Source organism: Aeromonas sp. TW 6, from assembly GCF_013168745.1.
GTDB classification, from domain to species: domain Bacteria; phylum Pseudomonadota; class Gammaproteobacteria; order Enterobacterales; family Aeromonadaceae; genus Aeromonas; species Aeromonas caviae.
In genome coordinates, this window is the sequence record NZ_JABERS010000006.1 from 16179 (window position 1) to 41908 (window position 25730).

The 25730-nt window shown below is 60.5% G+C and carries 22 protein-coding genes; 9 read left to right on the forward strand and 13 right to left on the reverse strand.

What is annotated here, in order from left to right; genetic code table 11:
* Nucleotides 1-49 precede the first annotated feature (49 nt).
* The 4 genes from aceF to ampD all read right to left on the reverse strand — a co-directional run bounded on the left by aceF (nt 50) and on the right by ampD (nt 6423).
* Entirely contained in the window at nt 50-1945 is a 1896-nt protein-coding gene (gene aceF, locus HKD46_RS04290; protein ID WP_128296222.1) for a pyruvate dehydrogenase complex dihydrolipoyllysine-residue acetyltransferase, read from the reverse strand.
* Between the two features lie 120 nt (nt 1946-2065).
* Nucleotides 2066-4726: a pyruvate dehydrogenase (acetyl-transferring), homodimeric type gene (gene aceE, locus HKD46_RS04295; protein ID WP_039040509.1), complete on the reverse strand. Its 2661-nt coding sequence runs from the start codon at nt 4724-4726 to the stop codon at nt 2066-2068.
* A gap of 83 nt (nt 4727-4809) precedes the next feature.
* Nucleotides 4810-5574: a pyruvate dehydrogenase complex transcriptional repressor PdhR gene (gene pdhR, locus HKD46_RS04300; protein ID WP_010675815.1), complete on the reverse strand. Its 765-nt coding sequence runs from the start codon at nt 5572-5574 to the stop codon at nt 4810-4812.
* Nucleotides 5575-5850: 276 nt separating this feature from the next.
* Entirely contained in the window at nt 5851-6423 is a 573-nt protein-coding gene (gene ampD, locus HKD46_RS04305) for a 1,6-anhydro-N-acetylmuramyl-L-alanine amidase AmpD (protein ID WP_171864952.1), read from the reverse strand.
* 128 nt (nt 6424-6551) lie between these two features.
* Between ampD and HKD46_RS04310 the strand changes: the two genes are divergently transcribed.
* The 9 genes from HKD46_RS04310 (at nt 6552) to yacG (ending at nt 14399) form a co-directional block, all read left to right on the forward strand.
* Entirely contained in the window at nt 6552-7022 is a 471-nt protein-coding gene (locus HKD46_RS04310) for a TIGR02281 family clan AA aspartic protease (RefSeq protein WP_042015101.1), read from the forward strand.
* A 3-nt stretch (nt 7023-7025) separates the two neighbouring features.
* Nucleotides 7026-7901 carry a carboxylating nicotinate-nucleotide diphosphorylase gene (gene nadC / locus HKD46_RS04315; RefSeq protein ID WP_171864954.1) on the forward strand — a complete coding sequence of 292 codons (876 nt, stop codon included), beginning with the start codon at nt 7026-7028 and terminating at the stop codon, nt 7899-7901.
* A 310-nt stretch (nt 7902-8211) separates the two neighbouring features.
* The gene (locus HKD46_RS21555) at nt 8212-8769 is read left to right on the forward strand and encodes a prepilin-type N-terminal cleavage/methylation domain-containing protein (protein ID WP_272954093.1); all 558 of its coding nucleotides are present in this window, start codon (nt 8212-8214) and stop codon (nt 8767-8769) included.
* Between the two features lie 3 nt (nt 8770-8772).
* Complete coding sequence (gene tapB, locus HKD46_RS04325) at nt 8773-10479, forward strand: PilB family type IVa pilus assembly ATPase TapB (RefSeq protein ID WP_171864955.1); 1707 nt, start codon at nt 8773-8775, stop codon at nt 10477-10479.
* Nucleotides 10480-10606: 127 nt separating this feature from the next.
* Complete coding sequence (locus HKD46_RS04330) at nt 10607-11848, forward strand: type II secretion system F family protein (RefSeq protein WP_171864956.1); 1242 nt, start codon at nt 10607-10609, stop codon at nt 11846-11848.
* Between the two features lie 77 nt (nt 11849-11925).
* Nucleotides 11926-12801: an A24 family peptidase gene (locus HKD46_RS04335; protein WP_043154107.1), complete on the forward strand. Its 876-nt coding sequence runs from the start codon at nt 11926-11928 to the stop codon at nt 12799-12801.
* 18 nt (nt 12802-12819) lie between these two features.
* Nucleotides 12820-13434 (forward strand): dephospho-CoA kinase, encoded by a 615-nt coding sequence (gene coaE / locus HKD46_RS04340; protein ID WP_109111851.1) that lies wholly within the window; start codon nt 12820-12822, stop codon nt 13432-13434.
* A 37-nt stretch (nt 13435-13471) separates the two neighbouring features.
* Complete coding sequence (gene zapD, locus HKD46_RS04345) at nt 13472-14194, forward strand: cell division protein ZapD (protein ID WP_010675825.1); 723 nt, start codon at nt 13472-13474, stop codon at nt 14192-14194.
* A gap of 10 nt (nt 14195-14204) precedes the next feature.
* Nucleotides 14205-14399, forward strand: a complete 195-nt coding sequence (yacG, locus tag HKD46_RS04350; protein WP_039040499.1) for a DNA gyrase inhibitor YacG — start codon at nt 14205-14207, stop codon at nt 14397-14399.
* A gap of 57 nt (nt 14400-14456) precedes the next feature.
* Here yacG and mutT read toward each other — a convergent pair whose 3' ends face one another.
* From mutT to murC, 9 genes are all read right to left on the reverse strand, one after another.
* Nucleotides 14457-14861, reverse strand: a complete 405-nt coding sequence (gene mutT, locus HKD46_RS04355; RefSeq protein ID WP_171864957.1) for an 8-oxo-dGTP diphosphatase MutT — start codon at nt 14859-14861, stop codon at nt 14457-14459.
* A gap of 8 nt (nt 14862-14869) precedes the next feature.
* Nucleotides 14870-16054 carry a tetratricopeptide repeat protein gene (locus tag HKD46_RS04360; protein WP_171864958.1) on the reverse strand — a complete coding sequence of 395 codons (1185 nt, stop codon included), beginning with the start codon at nt 16052-16054 and terminating at the stop codon, nt 14870-14872.
* Between the two features lie 65 nt (nt 16055-16119).
* Nucleotides 16120-18840, reverse strand: coding sequence for a preprotein translocase subunit SecA (gene secA / locus HKD46_RS04365; RefSeq protein ID WP_041211791.1), 2721 nt, complete (start codon nt 18838-18840; stop codon nt 16120-16122).
* 57 nt (nt 18841-18897) lie between these two features.
* Nucleotides 18898-19803 carry a M23 family metallopeptidase gene (locus HKD46_RS04370; RefSeq protein ID WP_039040495.1) on the reverse strand — a complete coding sequence of 302 codons (906 nt, stop codon included), beginning with the start codon at nt 19801-19803 and terminating at the stop codon, nt 18898-18900.
* 140 nt (nt 19804-19943) lie between these two features.
* Nucleotides 19944-20867 carry a UDP-3-O-acyl-N-acetylglucosamine deacetylase gene (lpxC, locus tag HKD46_RS04375; protein ID WP_010675831.1) on the reverse strand — a complete coding sequence of 308 codons (924 nt, stop codon included), beginning with the start codon at nt 20865-20867 and terminating at the stop codon, nt 19944-19946.
* A 102-nt stretch (nt 20868-20969) separates the two neighbouring features.
* Nucleotides 20970-22121: a cell division protein FtsZ gene (ftsZ, locus tag HKD46_RS04380; protein ID WP_005305686.1), complete on the reverse strand. Its 1152-nt coding sequence runs from the start codon at nt 22119-22121 to the stop codon at nt 20970-20972.
* Nucleotides 22122-22160: 39 nt separating this feature from the next.
* Nucleotides 22161-23420, reverse strand: coding sequence for a cell division protein FtsA (gene ftsA / locus HKD46_RS04385; protein WP_010675832.1), 1260 nt, complete (start codon nt 23418-23420; stop codon nt 22161-22163).
* On the reverse strand, nt 23401-24153 hold the full coding sequence (locus tag HKD46_RS04390; RefSeq protein ID WP_161653113.1) for a cell division protein FtsQ/DivIB: 753 nt from the start codon (nt 24151-24153) through the stop codon (nt 23401-23403). Before HKD46_RS04390 ends, ftsA begins: the two co-directional genes overlap by 20 nt.
* Before the next feature lie 97 nt (nt 24154-24250).
* On the reverse strand, nt 24251-25705 hold the full coding sequence (gene murC / locus HKD46_RS04395; RefSeq protein WP_041211792.1) for a UDP-N-acetylmuramate--L-alanine ligase: 1455 nt from the start codon (nt 25703-25705) through the stop codon (nt 24251-24253).
* Between the last annotated feature and the right edge of the window lie 25 nt (nt 25706-25730).

The following is a 25730-nucleotide window of genomic DNA, read 5'->3' on the forward strand; positions in this document are numbered from 1 at the left end:
TTAACGAAATGAGAAGCAAAAAGGGCGGGCTCTGGGCCCGCCCTCTCACTTACAGGACCAGTCGACGAATGTCGGACAACACACCACTCAGGGTGGTGATGAAGCGGGCACCGTCGGCGCCATCGATGACGCGGTGGTCGTAGCTCAGAGCCAGCGGCAGCATCAGGCGCGGCACGAACTCTTTACCGTTCCACTTCGGCTTCATCTCGGACTTGGAGACGCCCAGGATGGCCACTTCCGGCGCGTTGACGATCGGGGTAAAGCTGGTACCGCCGATGCCACCCAGGCTGGAGATGGTGAAGCAACCGCCCTGCATGTCGGCAGCGGTCAGCTTGCCGGCACGGGCCTTCTTGGAGATCTCGGCCAGATCGCGGGACAGCTCGTGGATGCCCTTCTTGTTGACGTCGCGAACCACCGGAACCACCAGACCGTTGGGGGTATCCACCGCCACACCGATGTGGATGTACTTCTTCATGATCAGCTTGCTGCCGTCTTCGGACAGGGCGCTGCAGAAGCGCGGATGGGCTTCCAGGGCCTTGGCGGCCGCCTTCAGGATGAACACCAGCGGGGTGATCTTCACGTCCAGCTTCTGCTTCTCGGCCAGGATGTTCTGCTCTTTGCGGAACGCTTCCAGATCCGTGGTATCGGCTTCGTCGAACTGGGTAACGTGGGGGATCATGGCCCAGTTGCGGTGCAGGGCAGGACCGGAGATCTTCTGGATACGGGTCAGTTCCAGCTCTTCGACCGGGCCGAACTTGCTGAAATCAACCTTCGGCCAGGCCACGACGCTCATGCCGTTGCCAGTGCCGGTGCCGGCAGCCGGAGCGGACTCGGCGCGCTTGACCGCATCCTTCACGTAAGCCTGCACGTCTTCTTTGACGATGCGACCCTTGCGACCGGAGGCTTTCACCTTGGCCAGGTTGACGCCGAACTCGCGCGCCAGACGGCGTACAGCCGGGGAGGCGTGGACATAGGCGTCGTTGGCGACGAAATCGGAAGCGGCAGCAGCCTGGGCAACCGGTGCAGGAGCGGCGGCAGCCGGCGCGGCAGCAACGGGCGCCGCGGCAGGAGCCGGAGCAGCCACGGCAGCCGGGGCGGCACCCGCCACTTCGAATACCATGATCAGGGAACCGGTGGAGACCTTGTCACCCGCCTTCACCTTGATCTCCTTGACCACACCGGCGAACGGCGCAGGCACTTCCATGGAGGCCTTGTCGCCTTCCACGGTGATCAGGGACTGGTCGGCTTCAACCTTGTCACCCACGGCAACCATGATCTCGGTGACTTCGACTTCATCGCCACCGATATCCGGCACGTTGACGTCCTTGGCACCGGCGGCAACCGGAGCAGCGGCAGCCACGGGGGCAGCAGCAGGAGCCGGCGCGGCAACAGCGGCCGGGGCAGCGCCCGCCACTTCGAAGACCATCACCAGGGAGCCGGTAGAAACCTTGGCGCCGGCGGCAACCTTGATCTCGACCACGCGACCGGCGAACGGTGCCGGGACTTCCATGGAGGCCTTGTCACCTTCCACGGCGATGATGGACTGGTCGGCTTCAACCATGTCGCCCACGGCAACCATGATGTCAGTCACTTCGACTTCGTCACCACCGATGTCCGGCACGTTGACGTCCTGGCGAGCGGCAGCAGCAGGAGCGGCGGCCGGCGCGGCAGCAACCGGGGCAGCAGCCTGGACCGGAGCCGGTGCGGCAGCACCCTCGGCTTCGAAGACCATGATCTGGGAACCAGTGGCAACCTTGTCGCCCACCTTGATCAGGATCTCTTTGACGATACCGGCGGCGGGGGCCGGGACTTCCATGGAGGCCTTGTCACCTTCCACGGCGATCAGGGACTGGTCCAGCTCGACCTTGTCACCCACGGCCACCATGATCTCGGTGACTTCAACTTCATCGGCACCGATATCCGGCACCATAATCTGTTTGGACATTGCGCTTTATCCTCTTGCGTGCATCCGCGTGGCTGCCTGAGCATCACCACGCGCATCCCGCGTTATCCGTTTAAACCCAGGCAAGGTCGCGCCGGATACCCGGCGCGACACTCAATCCTCTTACGCGTACAGCGGGTTGACCTTGTCGGCATCGATGCCGTACTTGGCGATGGCTTCGGCCACAACCTGCTTGTCTACCTCGCCGCGCTTGGCCAGTTCGGTCAGGGCAGCAACCACTACGTAGAACTCGTTCACTTCGAAGTGACGACGCAGGTTGGCACGGCTGTCGGAGCGGCCGTAACCGTCGGTACCCAGTACACGGTAGTTCTCGGTCGGAACGAAGGCACGCACCTGATCGGCGAAGGACTTCATGTAGTCGGTCGCGGCGATGGTGGCTTCGCTGCCCAGTACCTGAGCGATGTAGGGCACACGCGCTTCGGCGGTCGGGTGCAGCATGTTCCAGCGATCCGCGTCCTGACCGTCACGAGCCAGTTCGTTGAAGGAGGTGACGCTGAACACGTCGGAACCCACGCCGTACTCGCTGGCCAGGATCTGGGCGGCAGTGCGCACGTGACCCAGGATGGAACCACAACCCAGCAGCTGTACCTTGGCCTTGGTGCCGGCCACGGTTTCCAGCTTGTAGATACCCTTGCGGATGCCTTCCTCGGCGCCTTCCGGCATGGCCGGCATGGCATAGTTCTCGTTCAGGGTAGTGATGTAGTAGAACACGTTTTCCGGGTTCTCACCGTACATGCGGCGCAGGCCGTCCTGTACGATCACCGCCACTTCATAGGCGTAGGACGGGTCGTAGGAGATGCAGTTCGGGATGGTGTTGGCCAGGATGTGGCTGTGACCATCTTCGTGCTGCAAGCCCTCTCCGTTGAGAGTGGTACGACCGGAGGTCGCGCCCAGCAGGAAGCCACGGGCTTGCTGGTCACCGGCTGCCCACGCCATGTCGCCGATCCGCTGGAAGCCGAACATGGAGTAGTAGATGTAGAACGGGATCATCGGGCAGTCGTTGGTGCTGTAAGAGGTCGCAGCAGCCAGCCAGGAGGACATGGCGCCCAGCTCGTTGATACCGTCTTGCAGAACCTGACCCTGCTTGTCTTCCTTGTAGTAGGAGACGATGTCGCGGTCTTGCGGGGTGTACTGCTGACCGTGCGGGCTGTAGATACCGATCTGGCGGAACAGGCCTTCCATACCGAAGGTACGGGCTTCGTCAGCCAGGATCGGGACGATGCGCTTGCCGATGGACTTGTCTTTCAGCATCACGTTCAGGGAACGCACGAACGCCATGGTGGTGGAGATTTCGCGCGCCTGTTCACCCAGCAGCGGACCGAAGGCATCCAGCGCCGGGATTTCCAGCTTGGTGGTGCTCTCGCGCAGACGGGTCGGTACATAGCCCTTCAGTGCGGCACGGCGGGCGTGCAGGTACTTGTGCTCTTCGGTACCCTCTTCGATCTTCAGGTACGGCAGGTTTTCCAGCTGCTCGTCGGTGACCGGCAGGTTGAAACGATCGCGCAGGTGACGCACGGAGCCCAGATCCATCTTCTTGACCTGGTGAGCGATGTTCTTGCCTTCGGCCGCTTCGCCCATGCCATAGCCCTTGATGGTCTTGGCCAGGATCACGGTCGGCTTGCCCTTGGTCTGTGCAGCCTTGGAGAAGGCGGCGAACAGTTTGCGGGGGTCGTGACCACCGCGGTTCAGGGCGAAGATCTCCTCGTCGGTCATGTCTTTGACCAGCGCGGCGGTTTCCGGATAACGGTTGAAGAAGTGCTCGCGCACGTAGGCACCGTCGCGGGACTTCATGGTCTGGTAGTCACCGTCCACGGTCTCGTTCATCAGCTGGATCAGCTTGCCGGAAGTGTCTTTCTTCAGCAGCTCATCCCACTTGCGACCCCAGATGACCTTGGTCACGTCCCAGCCAGCGCCGGCGAACAGACCTTCCAGCTCGTTGATGACCTTGCCGTTGCCGACAACCGGACCATCCAGACGCTGCAGGTTGCAGTTGACCACGAACACCAGGTTGTCGAGCTTTTCACGCACGGCAACGGTCAGGGCACCCTTGGCTTCCGGCTCGTCCATCTCGCCGTCACCCAGGAAGGCGTAAACGGTCTGCTCGGAGCAATCCTTGATGCCACGGTCGGTCAGGTACTTCAGGAAACGCGCCTGATAGATGGCGGCGATGGGGCCCAGCCCCATGGAAACGGTCGGGAACTGCCAGAATTCCGGCATCAGTTTCGGGTGCGGGTAGGAAGGGATACCCTTGCCATCCACTTCCTGACGGAAGTTGTCCAGCTGCTCTTCGGTCAGACGACCTTCGGCGAATGCACGGGCGTAGATGCCCGGGGAGATGTGACCCTGGAAGTAGACCAGATCGCCACCGTCCTTCTCGTTGCGGGCACGGAAGAAGTGGTTGTAGCAGACTTCGTAGATGGTCGCGGAAGAAGCGAAGGAAGACATGTGACCACCCAGGTCCAGGTCTTTCTTGGAGGCGCGCAGCACGATCATCATGGCATTCCAGCGGATGATGGCGCGAATGCGGCGTTCCATTTCCAGGTCGCCCGGGTAAGCCGGCTCGTCGCTGGACGGGATGGTGTTGATGTAGTCGCGGTTTGCCTTGGCAGCCACGTCCACACCGCTTGCGCGGGCTTTCTCGGCCAACTGTTCAAGGATGAACTGAGCGCGTTGCGGACCCTCTTCACGCAGCAGGGATTCCAGAGAGGCAAGCCACTCCAGCGTTTCTATCGGGTCCACATCGTTCTTCAGGATATCAGACATGGCTGGTTCCTATGTTGTTGTGATTGCACGGCATTGCACGGCGAAGGGCGCAAGCATTCGACAATTAAGAAAGCCTTGTGGGATTAGTTTTCCTGCTGACGGATCCGACGCATGGATCGCTGGATCCGGCTGTCTTCCCTCTGCATATCCAACAAGGTGTCCTCGATAAAGGCCAGGTGCTCATGACAAGCAGCCCTGGCCCGCTCCGGAGCCCCCGACAGGATAGCCTCGATCAGGCTCGCACGATGGCGACGGATCTTGGCGACCACTCCCGGACGGCGATTCAAAATTTCGTTATTGCGTAAAATGTTCTGCTCGAGCATGGGGCCCATGGCCCGCAACAGATGCAGCAGCACCACGTTGTGGGAGGCCTCGGCCACGGCCAGATAGAACTGGGTCACGGCGGCCGATTCGACCACCAGCGACCCTTGCTGACCAGCTTCTTCGATGGCGGCTTGCGCCAGGCGAATCCGTTCGAAATCAGCCTCGGTGCCCCGCAGCGCCGCATAGTAGGCACAGATGCCTTCCAGCGCGTGACGAAACTCCAGCAGGTCGTACTGGGCTTCCGGGTGAGTACTGAGCAGTTCGAACAGGGGGTCGGCGATCCCCTTGCTCAGGGCATTTTGTACGTAAGTGCCACCGCCCTGACGACGATACAAGAGTCCTCTCGCTTCCAGGCGCTGGATGGCTTCGCGCAAGGAAGGGCGCGACACCTGAAACTGGATGGCGAGTTCCCGCTCGGGCGGCAACTTCTGGCCCGGCTGCAGGCTGCCTTCCAGAATCATGCTTTCCAGCTCGGCGACAATGGCGTCGGCCAGCTTGGGCTGAGTTATCTTGATATAGGGCATGAGGCTACTTTGTTAAATTGGTATTACCAATTTTATGATTGGGGCGAAAATTAGCAGAGGGCTTGAAAAAAGTCCACCCAAAAGATGATCTGAATCAAGAAGCTCGGTTGCCACTTTGGGGGTAAAAACGCGGAATCATGATATAGCTCATAGAAAATGGTCTGACCAATATTTGTGAGCTTGCTCACCGATAACATTTGTTCAACAGCATGAAAAATGGCTTGCCAGACAAGGCAAGCCATTGATTCTAAAAACACAAAATAATTTTTAGATTTTTCACTCAAAGTGAAGCTTTTCCCGATAGCGAGGCCATTCGAAACTGTCACCCGGATCCGTCTTGCGGCCCGGCGCGATGTCGCAGTGGCCGACAATACGGTCCGCCGTGATGGCGGGATAACGGTGAACAATCGCCCGGCTGAGGTCCGACAGCACCTCGTATTGCTTGTCGCTGTAGGGAAGCTCGTCGGTCCCTTCCAGTTCGATCCCGATGGAAAAATCGTTGCATGCCTCCCTCCCCTCCCAGATCGAGACTCCCGCATGCCATGCCCTGGCGGCAAAAGGCACGTACTGTACCAGTTCCCCATCGCGGCGGATCAGGCAGTGGGCCGAGACCCTCAGTTGGTGAATACCGGCGAAATAGGGGTGAACACCGGGATCGAGCCGCCCCAGAAACAGATCGTCGATAAAGGGGCCACCAAACTGCCCGGGGGGCAGGCTGATGCCGTGTATCACCAGCAAGGAGACATCCTCCGGGCTGAGCCTCTCATTGTGATGGGGGGAAGGCACCTTGCGGGCCTGCTCGCACCATCCTTCACGATCGATGGAAAACAGGGTTGTGGGTTGTGTCATCGTCTGCTCGACTCACAAATGGAAGCGATGTGCCTCTGGCGGGATGGGAAAACTGGGAACAAGTCTCTGAATTCATGGATAACGCTATGTTAGGCTGAGCCATTCACTCGCGCGATATGGAACACACTATGCACCCGATGGCACGCCGTCTCTGGCTGCTCGCCTGGCTCTCGCTGCTGGGTCTGCTGACCCTCTACTTTCATGGTCGTGAACAACCGTCGGTGACCGCCAGCGGCGATCTGCTGCTCAGGGCCGATGCCAGCGGCCATTATCGTCTGGAGGGTGCCATCAACGACCAGCCGGTGCAACTGCTGCTGGACACAGGAGCAACCCGGGTGACCATACCGAGCCAGGTGGCCGCCCGGCTCGGCCTCGTCGCCACGGGCCGCAGCCGGGTCAACACGGCAGCCGGAGAGATCCAGGTCGAAACCGGCCGGATCGAAAGTCTGGCGATGGGTCCGCTGACCCTGTACGATTTGTCCGTCTTTATCAATCCGGCTGCCGACGGGGAGGAGATCCTGGTGGGCATGAATGCCCTGGGCAGGCTGGAATTGCGCCAGAAAGACAGGCAATTGCTTCTCAGACCCTTGCAGGAATAAGGCATGTTACAACAGGACATCCGCCGCGCCGTGCGCGCCGCACTTCTCGAAGACTTGGGCGATGCCCTCACCGCGCTGGATCAACCGGATGCCAGCGCCGACATCACGGCCCAGCTGATCCCGGCTGATCGCATCTCGACCGCGCGAGTCATCACCCGCGAGGCGGGCGTCTTCTGCGGCCAGCCCTGGGTCGACGAGGTCTTTTTGCAACTTAAGGCCCAGCTCGGTGGCGAAGTGAAGGTCGAGTGGAAAGTGCAAGATGGTGAACGCCTTGCCCCCAATCAGGAGCTGTTCCGCCTCCATGGCCCCGCCCGCGTGCTGCTGACCGGCGAGCGCAATGCGCTGAACTTCGTGCAGACCCTTTCCGGGGTCGCCACCCTGACCGCCCGTTATGTGGCCGAGCTGGAAGGCACTGACTGCCGCCTGCTCGATACCCGCAAGACCCTGCCCGGCCTGCGCAGCGCCCAGAAGTATGCGGTCACCTGCGGGGGCGGCAAAAACCACCGTATCGGTCTGTTTGATGCCTACCTCATCAAGGAGAACCACATTCTCGCCTGCGGCGGCATCCCTGAAGCAATCAGCGAAGCGCGCCGTCTCAATCCGGACAAACCGGTGGAAGTCGAGGTCGAATCCCTGGCCGAGCTGGAGCAGGCCCTGGCCGCACGGGCCGACATCGTGATGCTGGACAACTTCGACATCCCCATGATGCAGGAAGCCGTTCGCCTCAATCAGGGCAGAGCCAAGCTGGAAGTCTCCGGCAACGTCACCCTCGATACCCTTGCCGGATACGCCGCGACCGGGATCGACTTCATCTCGGTGGGAGCGCTGACCAAGCATGTGCGGGCACTGGATCTCTCCATGCGCTTTGTCGAGGCTTGAGCAAGCCCCATCCGTTGCTCGTGCCCAAAAATATTACAGGGCTCGAAACTTGCAAAAGGCGCCATCGGCGCCTTTTCTTTATGCAGGATCCCACGACATAAGGAGTGTGAAGATGGGCCCTCCCGCCTCATGACAAGTGCCAATGGAAGCCATTTAATCTTTGATTTTTCTACACATTTCACTAAATGACATAAAAGTGGCTAACAAGGTCTCCGCCTCTGTTGCCAACCCGAAGCGCTCGGATAAGATACCAGCGTGGATAGCATTCCACCGGTGCTTATCAGGAAACATGGAAAAAAGGACATTTGACATGAAAAGCGACATGAAAAGACAGTCAGGGTTTACGCTAATCGAATTGATGATCGTCGTTGCGATCGTCGCCATCCTCGCCGCCATCGCCTTGCCGGCGTATCAGACATACACCCTCAGAGCTAAATATTCTGAAGTCGTTGCAGCAGCAGGGCCTGCAAAAACGGCCTTCGAAGTCTGTGCCCAAGGTTTGGATATTCCCTCCGCATCTATTAACACATCAACAGCAAATAGAGGCTTGCAGTGTGTCGATGCCGCAAACGCGGCTTTAAAAGCTGCGATTCAAAGTGCCAATCCAGCTCGTGTCAATACCAGCGCCACGGTAACACTTGCGGCAGCAAGTGGAGCTAATGGTACTGCTGGTGCGACTGATGGCAGAATTCCTGTTGCTCCTGCCAATGCAAACGCAGGGATAGACATCACTGTGACGAGTGGCACAGACTTTGGCTCTCTGACTCCAAGTAACCCCACATTTGTGATGCACGGCGAGATAGCCGCTTCCAAACAAGTAAACTGGAGAAAAGATACAGGCACCTGCGCTAAAGCTGGCATGTGCTAACGCATGACCTCTAGCCTCAATAGCGGCCTGGCCACCAGCCTGGCCGCTTCTTCCCTCCTCAGTGAGCCAGACTCACAGCGCTATCTGAGCCAGGCCAAGGCGCAGCGCAAGCCCTTTGTCACCTTCCTGATTGAAAACGACATCCTCGACAGCAAAGCCCTCGCCGATTTCTGCGAGCTGGAATATGGGGTACCTCTGCTGGATCTGGCGGCCTTTGATCTCGCCGAGATCCCGCAGAAATACCTCAATCAAAAGCTGATTGAAAAGCACCATGTCCTGCCCATCTACACCCAGGGGCATACTCTCTATATCGCCATGTCCGATCCGACCAATGTGTCGGCTCTGGAGGATTTTGGTTTCAGTTTTGGCCTGCACACGGAAGCCCTGCTGGTCGAAGAGAGCAAGCTGACCGCCGCCATCGGCAAGCTGATGGAGAGCGAGCAGGATACCCTGGGCATGGATCATATCGACGAGGCCGAGATCTCCGAACTCGAGGTCTCCGACGAGAGTTCCCGCCTCGACGAGAGCGTCAACACCGCGGACGATGACGCACCCATCGTCAAATACATCCACAAGATCATGATGGATGCCATCAAGCGTGGGGCCTCCGACCTGCATTTCGAACCCTACGAGACCAAGTACCGGATCCGCTTTCGGGTAGACGGCATACTGCACGAAGTCGCCACGCCGCCGGTCAACCTGGCCAACCGCTTCGCGGCTCGCCTCAAGGTGATGGCACGGCTCGACATTGCCGAACGGCGCCTGCCCCAGGATGGCCGGATCAAACTCAAGATCTCACGCAACAGATCCATGGACATGCGGGTCAACACCCTGCCCACCATGTGGGGCGAGAAAATCGTCATCCGCTTGCTGGACTCCTCTGCCGCCCGTCTCAACCTCGATCAGCTCGGCTTCGACGAACGCCAGAAAGGGCAGTACCTTCACGCCCTCTCCAAGCCGCAGGGGATGATCCTGGTCACCGGCCCCACAGGGTCGGGCAAGACGGTATCGCTCTATACCGGCCTCAACATCCTCAACACCAGCGAGGTCAACATCTCCACCGCCGAGGACCCGGTAGAGATCAACCTGCCCGGCGTCAACCAGGTGCAGATCAATCCCAAGGCGGGGCTCACCTTTGCCAGCGCCCTGCGCTCCTTCCTGCGTCAGGACCCCGACATCGTCATGGTAGGCGAAATACGGGATCTGGAAACCGCCGAGATCGCCATCAAGGCCGCCCAGACCGGTCACCTGGTGCTCTCTACTCTGCACACCAATTCGGCGGCCGAGACACTCACCCGCATGATGAACATGGGCGTCCCCGCCTTCAACATCGCCTCCTCGGTAACCCTCATCATGGCCCAGCGTCTCGCACGCAAACTGTGCGATCACTGCAAGGCGCCGGAAGTGGTGCCGGAAGCCGAGTTGCTGGAGCTGGGCTTCACCCAGCAGCAACTGGCCGCCGGGTTGCGGCTGTTCAAGCCCGTGGGATGCAAGGAGTGCTCGGGAGGCTACAGAGGCCGGGTCGGCATCTATGAGATCATGCTGATGTCCGACAACATCGCCAAACTCATCATGCAGGGAGCCAACTCGCTGCAGATTGCCGCGATAGCCCAAAAGGAAGGGATGCGCACCCTGCGCACATCCGGCCTCGAGAAAGCGCGTCTTGGCGTCACCAGCCTGGCCGAAATCAACAGGATCACCACCAACTGAGTTCGCAGTGCCCGAGTCATCTCGCCGGGTGAAGCCGCTGTAATCACCCCGATGACCTTCTTCAAGCCAAGATGAGCCGGACAGGCAGCAGCATCCGGCCACCGTCGCCCAATTGCAGGATGCAGTGATGGCCACATTAGCTCAAAAACGCAACGCACCGAAAAAAGTCTTCTCCTACCGCTGGCACGGCGTCAACCGCAAGGGACAGAAGGTCTCCGGCGAGCTGCAAGCCGACAGCATCAATACCGTCAAGGCGGAGCTGCGCAAGCAGGGCGTCAATGTCACCAAGGTCAGCAAGCAGGGACAGGGGCTGTTCTCCAAGGGCGGCGCCCGGATCAAGCCGATGGATATCGCCGTCATCTCCCGCCAGATCACTACCATGCTCTCCGCCGGCGTTCCTCTGGTGCAGAGCCTGCAGATCATCGCCCGAGGCCATGAAAAGACGGCGGTGCGCGAACTAATCGGCCAGATCGCCGCCGATGTGGAGACCGGCACCCCGCTGTCGGAGGCGCTGCGCCGCCATCCCCGTTACTTTGATGATCTCTACTGCGATCTGGTCGAGGCAGGCGAGCAATCCGGTGCTCTGGAGACCATCTACGACCGGATTGCCATCTACCGCGAGAAGAACGAAGCCCTCAAATCCAAGATCAAGAAGGCCATGTTCTATCCGTCCATGGTCATTCTGGTGGCCATCGTCGTCACCTCCATCCTGCTGCTCTTCGTCATTCCCCAGTTCGAGGATATCTTCAAGAGCTTCGGTGCCGAGCTGCCCGCCTTTACCCGGTTCGTCATCACCATCTCCCGCTTTATGCAGGAGTGGTGGTACGCCATCTTTGGCGGCGCGGCTCTCGCCGTCTTCCTCTATGTGCGGGCCTGGCGAAAATCCCAGAAGGTCAGGGACAACACGGACAAGTTCATCCTCACCATTCCCGTGGTGGGCAACATACTGCACAAGGCGGCCATGGCCCGTTTTGCCCGCACCCTCTCCACCACCTTCTCCGCCGGTATCCCACTGGTGGATGCCCTGGTCTCGGCGGCCGGAGCATCGGGCAACTATGTCTATCGCACTGCGACCATGGCCATTCGCAACGAGGTGGTGGCCGGCATGCAGATCAACGTCGCCATGCGCACCGTGGATCTTTTCCCCGACATGGTGACCCAGATGGTGATGATCGGTGAGGAATCCGGCGCCATCGACGACATGCTCTCCAAGGTCGCCGCCATTTTCGAACAGGAAGTGGACGACATGGTCGACGGCCTCACCAGCCTGCTCGAACCCATCATCATGGTGGTGCTCGGGGTGCTGGTCGGCGGCATGGTCGTGGCCATGTACCTCCCCATTTTCAAGCTGGGCTCTGTGATACACTGACCCCCTCGACAGAGGGCCGGGCGGTACATTTCCCCCGGCCATCTGTCATCCCCGTTCCCGACACAAGCGATTGATCTATGGTGCCTTTGATCGAACTGGCCCAGGGCTTGCCCTGGCTCTATCTCTCCTTGATTTTCCTTTTCTCCCTGATGGTGGGCAGCTTCCTGAACGTGGTGATCCATCGCTTGCCCATCATGATGGAGCGGGCCTGGCATGCCGAATACAGCGACTATTTCGGTGACGGTGAAGAGACTCCTCCTGCAACCGGACGATACAACCTCATGGTGCCTCGCTCCCGCTGCCCCCACTGCGACCACCCCATAGGGGCGTTGGAGAACATTCCCCTGCTGAGCTGGCTATGGCTCAGGGGGCGCTGCCGCAACTGCCACGCCCCCATTTCGGCTCGCTATCCCCTGGTTGAGCTGCTCACAGCCCTGCTGTCGGTCTCGGTAGCAGCCGCGCTTGCCCCCGGCTGGGGCACCCTTGCCGCTCTGTTGCTCACCTGGACATTGGTCGCACTGACCTTCATCGACCTGGACAAGATGCTCTTGCCGGATCAGCTCACCCTGCCCCTGCTCTGGGGTGGCCTGCTGTTCAATCTGGCGGGCGGTTTCGTGCCCCTGGCCGATGGGGTGGTCGGCGCCATGGCTGGCTATCTGGTGCTCTGGAGCCTCTACTGGGCCTTCAAGCTGCTGACCGGCAAGGAAGGGATGGGCTATGGCGACTTCAAACTGCTGGCGGCGCTGGGCGCCTGGCTCGGCTGGCAAGCCTTGCCCATCGTGCTGCTGCTTTCCTCGCTGGCAGGCGCCATCATCGGCATCGGTCTCATCCTGCTGCGCAATCACCACCAGGGCAAACCCATTCCCTTTGGCCCCTATCTCGCCATCGCGGGCTGGATAACGCTGCTGTGGGGCGATAGCATCACCCGCTGGTATCTTGATGTCGTGCTCTAGCAAAAGGATCTCTGACCCATGTATGTAGTCGCAATCACAGGGGGAATCGGCAGCGGCAAGACCACGGTTGCCAACCGCTTTGCCGAGCTGGGCATCGAGGTGGTGGATGCGGACATCATCGCCCGCGAGGTGGTGGAGCCCGGCACCCCTGCTCTGGCTGCCATCGCCGCCCATTTTGGCCCGGATGTCGTTGCCCCCGATGGCCAGCTCGATCGCCGCCGGCTGCGAGAGCGGATCTTCACCGACTCGCAGGCCAAGGAGTGGCTCAATGCCCTGCTCCATCCCCTCATCCGCAGCGAGATGCTGCGCCAGTGTGCGGCAACCCGCTCCCCCTACTGCCTGCTGGTCGTCCCCTTGCTGGTGGAAAACAGACTCACTTCCCTCGCCGATCGGGTACTGGTGATCGATGTGGACGAAGCGACGCAAATCGAGCGTACCTGCCGCCGCGATGGCGTCAGTCGGGAACAGGCCCAGGCGATACTGGCGTCCCAGGCGAGCCGCAGCGAGCGCCTGGCGATGGCCGACGACGTCCTGGACAACCAGAGTGGTACGAGTGAGACCATCGGGCAGCGAATTTTCGCCCTGCACCAGACATATCTGGCATTTGCCTCTCAACAAGCCCACCAACTGTGAGTACACTAGGCCGGTTTATGGCTGGCCAGGATTAGGCATGATTTACGATTTCCCCCTCAATGAAAAAAGCCGGACCTATCTTCGTCTGGAGTCCCTGTTTTCCCAGATCCGCGACAATCTGGAGAGTGACCAGTCCTGGGCACATATCGCCTTCTTCAAGGGGTTGTTCGATTTGCAGGAGTTGCTGGAGCGTGGTGACCTGCGTGCCGATCTCATCAAGGATCTGGAGCGCCTCGGCCAACGCCTGAGCCACTGGGCCAGTCTGCCTGACGTCGATCTCGAGCAGATCCAGCGGATGCAGCAAGAGAGTACCCAGCTCTCCCGCAACCTGCTGAACTCCCCGCGCCCCGGTGCCCGTCTGAAAGAGGATCGCCTGCTCGGCTCCATTCGTCAGCGCTTCTCCATTCCGGGTGGTCTGTGCGCCTTCGATGTGCCGCAACTGCACCACTGGCTGGCGACCCCGGCCGTCACTCGCCACCAGCAGATGCAGCAATGGCTGAGTGACATCACCCTGCTGATGAACGCCATCTCCCTGTTGCTGCGCCTGTGGCGCGAGTCGGGCAACTTCAGCGACCAGGTGGCCACCAACGGCTTCTTCCAGGATACTGCCGAAGGGGCTGAACTGATCCGCATCCGTCTGGCGGGCACCCAGCCCTGCTATCCGACCCTGAGCGGCCACAAGAACCGCTTCGCCCTGCGCTTCCTGCCGACGACGGAACAGCAGATCGGCGACGTCTCCTTCCAGCTCGCCTGTTGTTGAGGAGCGCCCCATGGTGACCAAGGTAAAGTGCCCGACCTGTCAGAGCGAGATCGAATGGGGCCCGCAGAGCCCGTTTCGCCCCTTCTGCAGCAAGCGCTGCCAGCTGATCGACCTCGGCGAGTGGGCGGATGAACAGAAGCGCATCCCGGGCGAGATCAACCCGGATCTGCTGCCCGATCCGGAACAGGGCGATCCCTGGCAATAAACACAGCACGATCAAAAAAGGGCCCTCAGGCCCTTTTTCGTTGGTATCGATTCCCTTTCAGGCAAGCGAGGCCTGCAACCGCGCGACGATGGGGCCGTTGGCATCCGGGAAGCGGTATTCGTGCAGCGAGGCCAGTGGCACCCAGCGGCACTCCTGCCCCTCCTTGCCAAAGGGCTCGCCGTGGAAGCGGGTCACCTTCCAGATATCCAGCAAGACCTGCTTGTCGGGGTAGTCGTGGTGCAGCTCCATGAAGGGGGCACAATCCTGCACCCGGATCCCGATCTCTTCCCACAATTCCCTGTCCAGCGCGGTGAGCAGATCCTCCCCCGACTCCACCTTGCCACCGGGAAACTCCCAGCGATCCCCCTGATGGCGATCGGCTGAGCGTTTGGCGATGAAGATATCGCCCCGTTCGTTCTCGATGACGCCCACCGCCACCCAGATCCGTTTCTTCTGTTCCATCATTGTCCTCAGCGTAAACACGGCAAACGGGCGATCCAGGGGGCAAGCCGAATGGCCTGCTGCTCCCCCCGGGCCCTGAAGAGATCCTGCCCGACATGCTCATTACCCGGCGGCGCAACCTGCGGCCAGGGCACCGCACCGGGCGGAGTGAAACAACGATCGTGTACCCGCGCGCTCTGGCGCAGATAGCGCCATAAACAGTCTCGCAAGAACCACTGGTCGATGTTCGGTGTTTCCATGGTACTGGGCTGATAGCTCGCCATCAGCGGCGCAAGGGGAGGCAGCACACCGGCCACACCGCCCCACATGCCGGCCAGCACCAGATCGGTGTGGCTCCACCAGTCACGCATGATATGGAACCAGCGCCCCGATGCAAGCCAGTCATCGACCGCCAGCCGCTCCCGCAGATTCAGCACGGAGTCCGCATCGCGCACAAGAAAGCGCCCCACGCCGGGATCATTGGCGACCTGGAAGCGCCAGCAGAGGCGCTGACGCTGGGATTGGCCATCGGGCTGCACCTTTATCTCGGCGCCATGTTCCTGCAGGCAGGCCAGAAACTCCCGGGGGACGCTGCCATCCACATAGAAGCGCACCCGCCAGCCAGGATAGAGGTAAGCTGCGGCCAGCACATTGTCGAGCGCTCCCCGCAAATAGCGAGGCTGTGCTCCCCACAAGGAGAAGGCGATGACTACCTGCTTCTCCCCCTGCTCCGCGAGCCAGACATCCGGCCCCTCTGTCGGCAGCACCCACCCTGCGACAGGCTGCGAGACGGCCTCATCCTTGAGAGTCAGGGCACGGGTTCCCGCTTGTGCCGCTTCTTCATGGCGTCCTAGCTTGGCAAGGGAAGTGCAAAGCCCGTCATGGACCAGATAATCATCCGGCTCGCGCCGCACCAGTTCGGCCAGGTGCGTCACGGCCCGCTCATGCTGATCGGAGCGCGAGAGGCAGACACAGAGATTGCGCAGCACTTCAGTGTTATCGGGCGCAGACCGGTACGCCAGCGTCAGCACCTGTGCCGCAGAAGCTGGATCGCCGGACAAAAAGAGGTAATAGGCAAACTGCAGTTGCAGGGGACCGGATTTTTTCGTCTCTGCGTTCAGCCTGCTCAGCACACAACGGATCGCCTCCTGGCGTCTCTCCTGCAGCCAGTGTCCATGTGCCTCCCCATCCCATCCCGCCGGCAATCTACTCATCGTCCCCTCCTTGGTCCGAAAATGAATACACCGCCCGGAGGCGGTGTATTCATCATGGCAGGGTGTCAGGTCAGCTGACCGTGACAGTGCTTGTATTTTTTACCCGAACCACAGGGGCAGGGATCATTGCGCCCGATCTTCTGCTCGTCGCGCACGAAGGTGGTATGGCCCTCGGCCCCACCCGTATCCTCGTCAGCCAGCTGGTTTTCGGCCGTGGCATGGGTGTAGGTACGGGGAGCTGCTTCGGCCTGCTGGCGCTGCTGCTCTTCCATCGCCTCCACATCCCGCTCCTGCACCTGTACCCGGCTCAGGATGCTGACCACGTCGCGCTTGAGGGTCTCCAGCATCTGGGTGAACAGATCGAAGGATTCGCGCTTGTACTCCTGCTTGGGGTTCTTCTGGGCGTAGCCGCGCAGATGGATGCCCTGGCGCAGGTGATCCATGGCCGCCAGGTGCTCCTTCCACAGACCATCCAGCGTTTGCAGCATCACCGCCTTCTCGAAGTTGCGCAGCACCTCCTTGCCGACCAGCTCTTCCTTGTGGGCATAGAGCTTGGTGGCTTCATCCAGGATGCGTTCGCGCAGCTTCTCTTCATACAGCTTGTCGTCTTCCGCCAGCCACTGCTGCAGCGGCAGATCCAGGGCGAAATCGGACTTCAGACGCGCTTCCAGACCCGGCACGTCCCACATTTCTTCCAGGGACTGGGGCGGGATGTATTCGTCGATGATGGCGCCGTAGACGTCGTCACGGATGACGTGAATGGTCTCGGAGATGTCGTTGGTGTCCAGCAGTTCGTTGCGCTGCTCGTAGACCACCTTGCGCTGATCGTTGGCCACATCGTCGAACTCGAGCAGGTTTTTACGGATGTCGAAGTTGCGACCTTCCACCTTGCGCTGGGCATTCTCGATGGCCTTGGTCACCCAGGGATGCTCGATGGCCTCGCCCTCTTCCATACCCAGCTTCTTCATCATGCCGGTCACGCGGTCGGAGGCGAAGATCCGCATCAGGGTATCTTCCATGGAGAGGTAGAAGCGGGAGGAACCCGGATCACCCTGACGACCGGAACGGCCGCGCAGCTGGTTGTCGATACGACGGGATTCGTGACGCTCGGTACCGATGATGTGCAGGCCACCGGCCGCCAGCACTTCGTCATGACGCACCTGCCAGGCCGCTTTCAGCTCGGCAATCTGCTCGCTTGACGGGTTTTCCAGCTGGGCGATCTCCGCCTGCCAGTTGCCGCCCAGCACGATGTCGGTACCACGGCCGGCCATGTTGGTGGCGATGGTGACGGCGCCGGTCTGGCCGGCCTGGGCGACGATCTCCGCTTCCATGGCATGGAACTTGGCGTTCAGTACCTTGTGCGGGATATTTTCCTTGGTCAAGATGCCGGAGAGCAGCTCGGAGTTCTCGATGGAGACGGTACCAACCAGCACGGGCTGGCCGCGCTTCACGCACTCGCGGATGTCCTGCACGATGGCCGCGTATTTCTCCTGGGCGGTCAGGTAGACGAGATCGCCCATGTCCTTGCGCACCATCGGCTTGTTGGTCGGGATGACCACGGTATCCAGGCCATAGATCTGCTGGAATTCAAAGGCTTCGGTATCCGCAGTACCGGTCATGCCCGCCAGCTTGTCGTACAGACGGAAATAGTTCTGGAAGGTGATGGAGGCCAGGGTCTGGTTCTCGTTCTGGATCTTGACCCCTTCCTTCGCCTCGACCGCCTGGTGCAGGCCGTCGGACCAGCGGCGACCCGGCATGGTACGGCCGGTGTGCTCGTCGACGATGACGATCTCGTCCTTCTGGACGATGTAGTCGACGTTGCGCTCGAACAGGGTGTGGGCACGCAGGCCGGCGTTGACGTGGTGCAGCAGGCTGATGTTGGTGGCGGAGAACAGGGAGTCATCCTCGGCCAGCAGTCCCTCTTTCTTGAGCAGCTCCTCCACGAAGATCTGGCCGTTTTCGGTCAGCAGCGCCTGGCGGTTCTTCTCGTCCACCGTGTAGTGGCCGTCGCCGGTGTACTCCTCGGAGTCTTCCTTGTCCTGCTTGACCAGCAGGGGGATCAGCTTGTTGATCTGGGTGTACATGGCGGAGCTGTCTTCCGCCGGACCGGAGATGATGAGCGGGGTACGGGCTTCATCGATGAGCACCGAGTCCACCTCATCCACCAGCGCGTAGTTGAGCGGACGCTGTACGCGCTGCTCCGGCGAGAATGCCATGTTGTCGCGCAGGTAGTCGAAACCGAATTCGTTGTTGGTACCGTAGGTAATGTCGGCAGCGTAGGCATCGCGCTTCTGGGACGCATCCATACCGGGCACGTTGCAGTCCACCGTCATGCCGAGGAAGGCGAACAGCGGGCGGTTGGCTTCCGCATCACGCTTGGCCAGATAGTCGTTCACCGTCACGACGTGCACACCGCGGCCGGTCAGGGCGTTCAGGTAGGCCGGCAGGGTGGCCGTCAGGGTTTTACCTTCACCTGTCTTCATTTCGGCAATGCGGTTGGAGTTCAGCACCATGCCGCCGATCAGCTGGACGTCGAAGTGACGCATGCCGAACACACGGCGGGAGGCTTCACGGACGGTGGCGAACGCTTCCGGCAGCAACTGCTCAAGTGTTTCGCCCTGCTCCAGACGCTGACGGTACTCGGCGGTCTTCGCCTGCAGTTCCTGATCGGACAGTGCCTCGAATTGAGGCTCCATCGCATTGATCTGTTTTACAATTTTGCGCAAAGCCTTGAGCGTTCTGTCGTTCCGGCTGCCGATAATCTTGGTGAGCAGTGTGCTAATCATGGGTACCAACTGTTTTGGTTATATAAGCGTTCCGTCACTGGAACCTGAAGAAAAAACCTAACCCCGTCTGGCATTCAGAAAGCGCGCGGGGTTGACCTGACGACCATCTTTCAACACTTCGTAATGCAAATGAACTCCGGTTGCACGACCGGTTCGCCCCATCAGGGCAATCTTCTGGCCCTCATCGACCAGGGTGCCCACATCCACCAGCAACTTGGAATTGTGGGCATAGCGGGTGACCAGACCATTGCCATGGTCAATCTCCACCATGTTGCCAAACTCCGGATGGCGCCCCGCCCAGCTGACAATCCCCTTGCCTGTCGCCAGGATGGGGGTGCCGGGCCTGCCGCGGAAATCCACCCCTTTGTGCATCTTGGCGCGACCGTTGAACGGATCGACCCGCCCACCGAAACCGGAGGAGATCCAGACACGCTCCTGCTTGACCGGTGAGCCGGGGATGAAACCCGCATCGGTGATATGGTGGTTCATGATGAAGGATTCAAGTACCGACAGCTGTTCTTCGCGGCTGCTGAGCTGACGGCTGAGGTGTTCCATGGAATCTTGCAGTTCACCCAGGCTGACTTCCAGGTCTGCATCGTAGGAAGGGCCGCCCATGGGGGGCAGCTCCTTGAAGTTGAACTCCTCGGGATCGAGGTCCGCCTTCTCGGTCAGGCGCTCGCCGAGAGCGTTGAGGCGACCAAGTTGTCCCTGCATGGTGCCCACCTGGGCGGCCAGCATGGCAAGCTGTTCGCGGGCTTCATCGGCCCCTTGCGTGGATTTTTGCTGCTGCGCCAGGGTCAGCGCCACTTCCAGCGCCTCCATTTTCTGCTGCCAGCTCTGCCAGAGCCAGCCGCCCCCCAAGGCCAATACAGTGAAGAGAATACCGCCGACCCAGGCCAGCCGTTGTTTGGGTAAGTGCAACCTGCGGCGCTGCTTACCGTGGAGGATCAGGGTAATACTCATTGAAATCTGTCTTCTCGGTCAGGTGAGGCCAAAGGCCTGCACGGGCAATAAAACCGGGAGATAATCGGTATTAAAGGATGGAATAAACAAATGACAGGACGTCGGTGCGGAGAGATGACCGACGTCCTGTTGCACAGCTATCAGGCCAGAACCAGACCGTTGTCGTAGTAAGCGATAGGCGCTTTGTCGCCCTCACCCTCGAAGGTCACCAGTTCCCAGGCCTCCTGCTGGGCCAGCAGGGCACGCAGCAGCTTGTTGTTCAGGGCATGGCCCGTCTTGTAGGCACGGAATTCACCGATGATACTGCGATTGCACATGTACAGATCGCCGATGGCATCCAGCATCTTGTGCTTCACGAACTCGTCTTCGTAGCGCAGACCATCTTCGTTCAGCACCCGGTAGTCATCCAGCACCACGGCGTTTTCCAGGCTGCCGCCCAGTGCCAGGTTCTGGGAACGCAGGTACTCGATGTCACGCATGAAGCCGAAGGTACGGGCACGGCTGATCTCTTTCACGAAGGAGCTGCCGGAGAAGTCCAGCACGCAACGCTGGTTGCGGCCTTCAAACACCGGATGCTGGAAATCGATCTCGAGATCCATCTTGAAGCCGTTGCGATAGGGGTGGAATTCCGCCCACTTGTCGCCGTCTTCAACCCGGATGCTCTGCTTGATCCGCACGAACTGCTTGGGTGCGTTCTGTTCACGAATACCCACTTCCTGCAGCAGATAGATGAACGGATGCGCACTGCCGTCCATTACCGGGATCTCGGGGGCATCAACCTCGACATAGAGGTTGTCGATGCCCATCCCGGCCAGAGCGGCAGACAGATGTTCGATGGTCGACACGCGAACACCGGCTTCGTTCACCAGAGCGGTACAAAGCACGGTATCACGCACCTGATCGGCGTTGGCTGGCAGCGCGACCACAGGATTCAGATCGGTACGCAAGTAAACGATCCCTGTGTTAACAGGCGCCGGACGGAACGTCATAGTGACTTTCCGGCCCGAATGCAGGCCCACACCGGTGGCCTGGACACTCGTTTTCAAGGTTCTTTGTCTAATCATGGGCGTATCCGCTTTAACAGCTCAAATTCCTGACCAGATGGTCGTTGCCGGGCCATCTTAGCACAATCCTTAAGCAACAAACAAACCAGAGCCATCAGAGGCTTAGTCTGCCTGCTTGCGCAGGAACGCAGGAATATCGAGATAATCCGGTTCGCGACGAGCTTGCGGCTCGGCGTTCACCACCTTGGCCGGGGCCTCTTCCATCACGCGAGACTGCAGGGCTTCGCTGATCAGGGGCTGACGGGCCGGACGCTCTTGAACCATGTTGTTCTTGACCAGAGTGATGTCGGGCTTGCGCTCGGCACCGATACCGGTCGCCACTACGGTAACGCGCAGTTCGTCGTGCATTTCCGGGTCGATTACGGTACCCACCACCACGGTGGCGTTCTCGGACGCGAAGGCCTTGACCGCGTTACCCACGGTCTCGAACTCTTCGATGGTCATGTCCATGCCGGCAGTGATGTTGACCAGGATGCCGCGGGCACCGGCCAGATCCACGTCTTCCAGCAGCGGGCTGGAGATGGCCTTCTCGGCCGCTTCTTCGGCACGGTCGTCACCGGAGGCGGAGCCGGTACCCATCATGGCGGTACCCATCTCGCGCATCACGGTACGCACGTCCGCGAAGTCGACGTTGATGAGGCCCGGGCGGGTGATCAGCTCGGCGATGCCCTGTACTGCACCCAGCAGCACGTCGTTGGCCGCCTTGAAGGCGTCCAGCAGGGAGATGCCGCGACCCAGCACCTTCAGCAACTTGTCGTTGGGGATGGTGATCAGGGAGTCGACGTTCTTGGAGAGCTCTTCGATGCCGTGAGCGGCGAAGCCCATCCGCTTCTTCCCTTCGAAGGAGAACGGTTTGGTCACGACGGCAACGGTCAGGATACCCATCTCGCGGGCCACTTCGGCCACGATCGGGGCAGCACCTGTACCAGTACCACCACCCATGCCGGCAGCGATGAACACCATGTCGGAACCGGTCAGCAGCTCGCGCAGCGCTTCCCTGTCTTCCATGGCGGCGTCACGACCCACTTCCGGGTTGGCCCCGGCACCCAGACCCTTGGTGATGCCACCGCCGATCTGCAAGGTGGTATTGGCACTGGAGTTGCGCAGTGCCTGGGCGTCGGTGTTCACGGTGATGAACTCGACACCTTCGATGTTTTGACGAACCATGTGCTCGACTGCGTTGCCGCCGCCGCCACCCACACCTATCACCTTGATGACGGCTTCGTCAGTGTGGCTATCCATAAATTCAAACATGTTGTCTCTCCGCTTTATTTGCCTGACTCAGCAAAATCTTTAGAACTCGCCACGCAACCAGTTGCTGACCCGTTTGACCAGCCCACCTACGCTTGCCTTGGCGGCATATTCCTTGTTACTGCCGGTGGATTGGTTGGTGCGGCCGTACTGCAACAACCCGACCGCAGTCGAGTACACCGGTGCCTGTACGTAGTCACTCAATCCCCGGATATTCATGGGCTCGCCTACCCGGACCTGGCTCTGGAAGATCTGCTCTGCGCACTCCACAATGCCTTCGATCTGGGCCGCGCCACCGGTCAAGACCACACCGGCGGCCAGCTGATGCTTGACCCCCTGTGCCTTCAATTCGCTCTGCACCCGCACCAGCTCGTCATTCACCATGGAGAGCAACTCGGTGTAACGGGGTTCAATCACTTCCGCCAGTGTCTGCCGTTGCAGGCTGCGCGCCGGGCGACCGCCGACACTGGGCACTTCGATATTGTCTTCCTTGCTGACCAGACGGCCGAGGGCACAGCCATAGCGCACCTTGATCGCCTCCGCATCCAGCGGCGGCGTGCCGAAGGCATAGGCGATGTCGCTGGTCACCGTGCTGCCCGCATAGGGAATCACCTTGGTGTGACGCAGGGCACCGCCGGTAAAGAGCGACATGTCCATGGTGCCGCCACCGATGTCCACCACGCAGACACCCAGCTCCTTCTCGTCTTCGGTCAGCACGGCGTAGCTGGAGGCCAGGGCGGAGAAGATCAGCTGATCCACCCGCAGACCCACCTTCTCCACACACTTCTCGATGTTGCGCGCCATGTCGTTGTGGCAGGTGATGAGATGCACCTTGGCTGCCATCCGCACGCCGGAGAGGCCGACCGGGTTCTTGATCCCTTCCTGATAGTCGATGGCGAACTCCTGGGGCAGCACGTGCAGCACCCGGAGCTCGTCAGACAACCGCACCGACTTGGCGGTGTGGATGACGTTGTCCACATCCTCCTGGGTCACCTCTTCGTCGGAGATGGGCACCATGCCGGTCTCGTTGCGGCAATCGATGTGCTTGCCGGACAGCCCCAGATAGACGGAACTGATCTGGCAGTCTGCCATCATCTCGGCCTCTTCCACCGCGCGGCGCAGGGACTTGACCACGGAGTCGAGGTCATTGACCCCGCCCTTCTCCATCCCGCGAGAAGCGTGGCTGCCCATGCCGATGACATTGAGTTCGCCATCAGGCAATACTTCGCCAACCAGTACCGCCACCTTGGTCGTGCCGATATCCAGTCCGACAATCAAATTTCTATCTGCGGTGTTGGTCATTCACTTTCTCTTCGCTTTTCTTCCAGCCAACTGCCATCCCGGTGTCGTATCGAAGATCCACGTAAGCAACCCGCTCACGGGGCTCGATGACGGGAAAGGCATCGATAAACCGCTGCAGACGAAGCGCGATATCCGAGCGCCCCACAAACAGCTGAATGTTGCCATCCAGGGTCAGTTCCCAGGCATGGCGGGGGGTCAGATTCACCCCCAGCAACTTGTATCCCTTGGCCGCCAGCAGCGTTTCGTACTGATGGCTGGCTTCCAGCACCTTGGCGGCCTGATCATCGGGCCCGGACAACTGCATCAGGGGCTTCTTCACCCTGTCCGGGGCACTGAATACCTCACCCTTGGTGTTGACGAAGCGGTTACCGTTCCAGCGAGCCGCCACATCCTGTTCCGTGAGATAGACCTTGATCTTGTTCGGCCACTTCTTTCGTACCGAGACCTGGGCCACCCAGGGCAGAGCGTTCAGACGCGCCTGCAATTCGTTCACATCCAGCTCGAAGAAGTTGCGAAGTTCGGCACCATCCAGCACGGCAGCACGCAACTCATCGGCCTTCAAATATTCGTGTTGCCCCTGCAGCAACAGCTCGCGCATGGGCAACCGACTGGCATCCGTCAGCCAGTCTTTAACATCCAGCGCAGTCTGGTAGAGCCCCCACATGACCAGGATGAAAAATGCCACCCCGGCGATGAAGCCCCCCTTGGTGCGCCCTTGTGCCCTTGCCTCCACCCGATCGATCCCCGTAAAACGCGCCATGCCGGCCACTTGCAGACCGGTTCGCCATTATATAGGCCTCGGCTTGGCGGTCAAAATACTCATTGGGCCCTCAGGCACCGGATTTCATGCTATCCACGCTCAATTTCATCTCGCCGAGACGACGGGCCAGCGCACCGACGTTCCCCGCCCCCTGGGTCAATACCAGATCCCCCTCACCAATCAGGTCGGCCAGCACCGCGGGCACATCGTCCGGCGTTGCGACAAAGATCGGCTCCAGGGTGCCGCGGGAGCGGATGGAACGGCACAAGGCACGGCCATCGGCACCGGGGATGGGCTCCTCACCGGCGGCATAGACCTCCAGCATCACCAGCACGTCCACCTTGGAGAGCACGTCCGCGAAATCTTCGTAGAGATCCCGGGTCCGGCTGTAGCGGTGCGGCTGGAACACCATCACCAGCCGCTTCTCGGGCCAGCCGGCACGAGCGGCGTTGATGGTCACCTTCACTTCGCTCGGGTGATGGCCGTAATCGTCCACCAGCATGGCCTTGCCACGGCCGGTTTCAAACTCGCCATATTGCTGGAAGCGGCGCCCCACCCCTTCAAACTTGGAAAGTGCCTGGATGATGGCCTCGTCGCCGATGCCGTCTTCGGTTGCCACCGCGATGGCGGCGGCGGCGTTGAGGGCGTTGTGGATACCGGGCAGGTTGAGAGTCACCTCCAGCTCACCCGCCCCTGCACGGCGCACCCGGAAGCGGCTGCGATTGCTGGTCTGCACGAAGTCCAGCACCTGCACATCGGCATCATCGCTCAGACCGTAGGTGAGGGTAGGACGGGCGATCTCCGGCAGCATACCGCGGATCACGGGGTCATCCACGCACACCACGGCCAGGCCGTAGAACGGCAGGTTGTGCAGGAAATCGATGAAGGTGGCCTTCAACCTGGAGAAATCGCCGCCATAGGTATCCATGTGATCCGCTTCAATGTTGGTCACGATGGAGACCATGGGTTGCAGATGCAGGAAGGAGGCGTCGCTCTCGTCCGCCTCGGCAATCAGATAACGGCTGCTGCCCAGGCGGGCATTGGTGCCGGCGCTGTTGAGCAGACCGCCGATGACGAAGGTGGGGTCGCGATCCGCCTCGGCATAGATGCTCGCCACCAGACTGGTGGTGGTGGTCTTGCCGTGGGTCCCGGCGATGGCGATGCCGTGACGGAAGCGCATCAGCTCAGCCAGCATTTCGGCGCGGCGCACCACGGGAATACGCAGCTCGCGGGCAGCCAGCAGCTCGGGGTTGTCCTGCTTGATGGCGGTGGAAACCACCACCACGCTGGCACCGTCCACATGCTCGGCACTGTGACCGACAAAGATGTGTGCGCCCAAAGAGGCCAGGCGTTCGGTCACCCCGTTGCGGGCCAGATCCGAGCCGGTCACCTGATACCCTTCATTGGCAAGCACTTCCGCAATACCGCCCATACCGGCGCCACCGATGCCGATGAAGTGGATGCGACGCACGCGGCGCATTTCGGGGATAACGGTACGCAGTTTTGCCAGTTCAACCTTGGTCATAGTTCTTTCTCAATTCGCGGCCACA

Excerpts from the sequence above, each read along its gene's own strand:
- HKD46_RS04335 (WP_043154107.1), top strand. The coding sequence starts at position 11,926 with ATGGTGCCTTTGATCGAACTGGCCCAGGGCTTGCCCTGGCTCTATCTC.
- HKD46_RS04360 (WP_171864958.1), bottom strand. The coding sequence starts at position 16,054 with ATGAGTAGATTGCCGGCGGGATGGGATGGGGAGGCACATGGACACTGG.
- lpxC (WP_010675831.1), bottom strand. The coding sequence starts at position 20,867 with ATGATTAGACAAAGAACCTTGAAAACGAGTGTCCAGGCCACCGGTGTG.
- ampD (WP_171864952.1), bottom strand. The coding sequence starts at position 6,423 with ATGACACAACCCACAACCCTGTTTTCCATCGATCGTGAAGGATGGTGC.
- secA (WP_041211791.1), bottom strand. The coding sequence starts at position 18,840 with ATGATTAGCACACTGCTCACCAAGATTATCGGCAGCCGGAACGACAGA.
- HKD46_RS04330 (WP_171864956.1), top strand. The coding sequence starts at position 10,607 with ATGGCCACATTAGCTCAAAAACGCAACGCACCGAAAAAAGTCTTCTCC.
- pdhR (WP_010675815.1), bottom strand. The coding sequence starts at position 5,574 with ATGCCCTATATCAAGATAACTCAGCCCAAGCTGGCCGACGCCATTGTC.
- coaE (WP_109111851.1), top strand. The coding sequence starts at position 12,820 with ATGTATGTAGTCGCAATCACAGGGGGAATCGGCAGCGGCAAGACCACG.
- HKD46_RS21555 (WP_272954093.1), top strand. The coding sequence starts at position 8,212 with ATGAAAAGCGACATGAAAAGACAGTCAGGGTTTACGCTAATCGAATTG.
- HKD46_RS04370 (WP_039040495.1), bottom strand. The coding sequence starts at position 19,803 with ATGAGTATTACCCTGATCCTCCACGGTAAGCAGCGCCGCAGGTTGCAC.
- ftsA (WP_010675832.1), bottom strand. The coding sequence starts at position 23,420 with ATGACCAACACCGCAGATAGAAATTTGATTGTCGGACTGGATATCGGC.
- tapB (WP_171864955.1), top strand. The coding sequence starts at position 8,773 with ATGACCTCTAGCCTCAATAGCGGCCTGGCCACCAGCCTGGCCGCTTCT.
- yacG (WP_039040499.1), top strand. The coding sequence starts at position 14,205 with ATGGTGACCAAGGTAAAGTGCCCGACCTGTCAGAGCGAGATCGAATGG.
- nadC (WP_171864954.1), top strand. The coding sequence starts at position 7,026 with ATGTTACAACAGGACATCCGCCGCGCCGTGCGCGCCGCACTTCTCGAA.
- ftsZ (WP_005305686.1), bottom strand. The coding sequence starts at position 22,121 with ATGTTTGAATTTATGGATAGCCACACTGACGAAGCCGTCATCAAGGTG.
- murC (WP_041211792.1), bottom strand. The coding sequence starts at position 25,705 with ATGACCAAGGTTGAACTGGCAAAACTGCGTACCGTTATCCCCGAAATG.
- aceF (WP_128296222.1), bottom strand. The coding sequence starts at position 1,945 with ATGTCCAAACAGATTATGGTGCCGGATATCGGTGCCGATGAAGTTGAA.
- mutT (WP_171864957.1), bottom strand. The coding sequence starts at position 14,861 with ATGGAACAGAAGAAACGGATCTGGGTGGCGGTGGGCGTCATCGAGAAC.
- zapD (WP_010675825.1), top strand. The coding sequence starts at position 13,472 with ATGATTTACGATTTCCCCCTCAATGAAAAAAGCCGGACCTATCTTCGT.
- aceE (WP_039040509.1), bottom strand. The coding sequence starts at position 4,726 with ATGTCTGATATCCTGAAGAACGATGTGGACCCGATAGAAACGCTGGAG.
- HKD46_RS04310 (WP_042015101.1), top strand. The coding sequence starts at position 6,552 with ATGCACCCGATGGCACGCCGTCTCTGGCTGCTCGCCTGGCTCTCGCTG.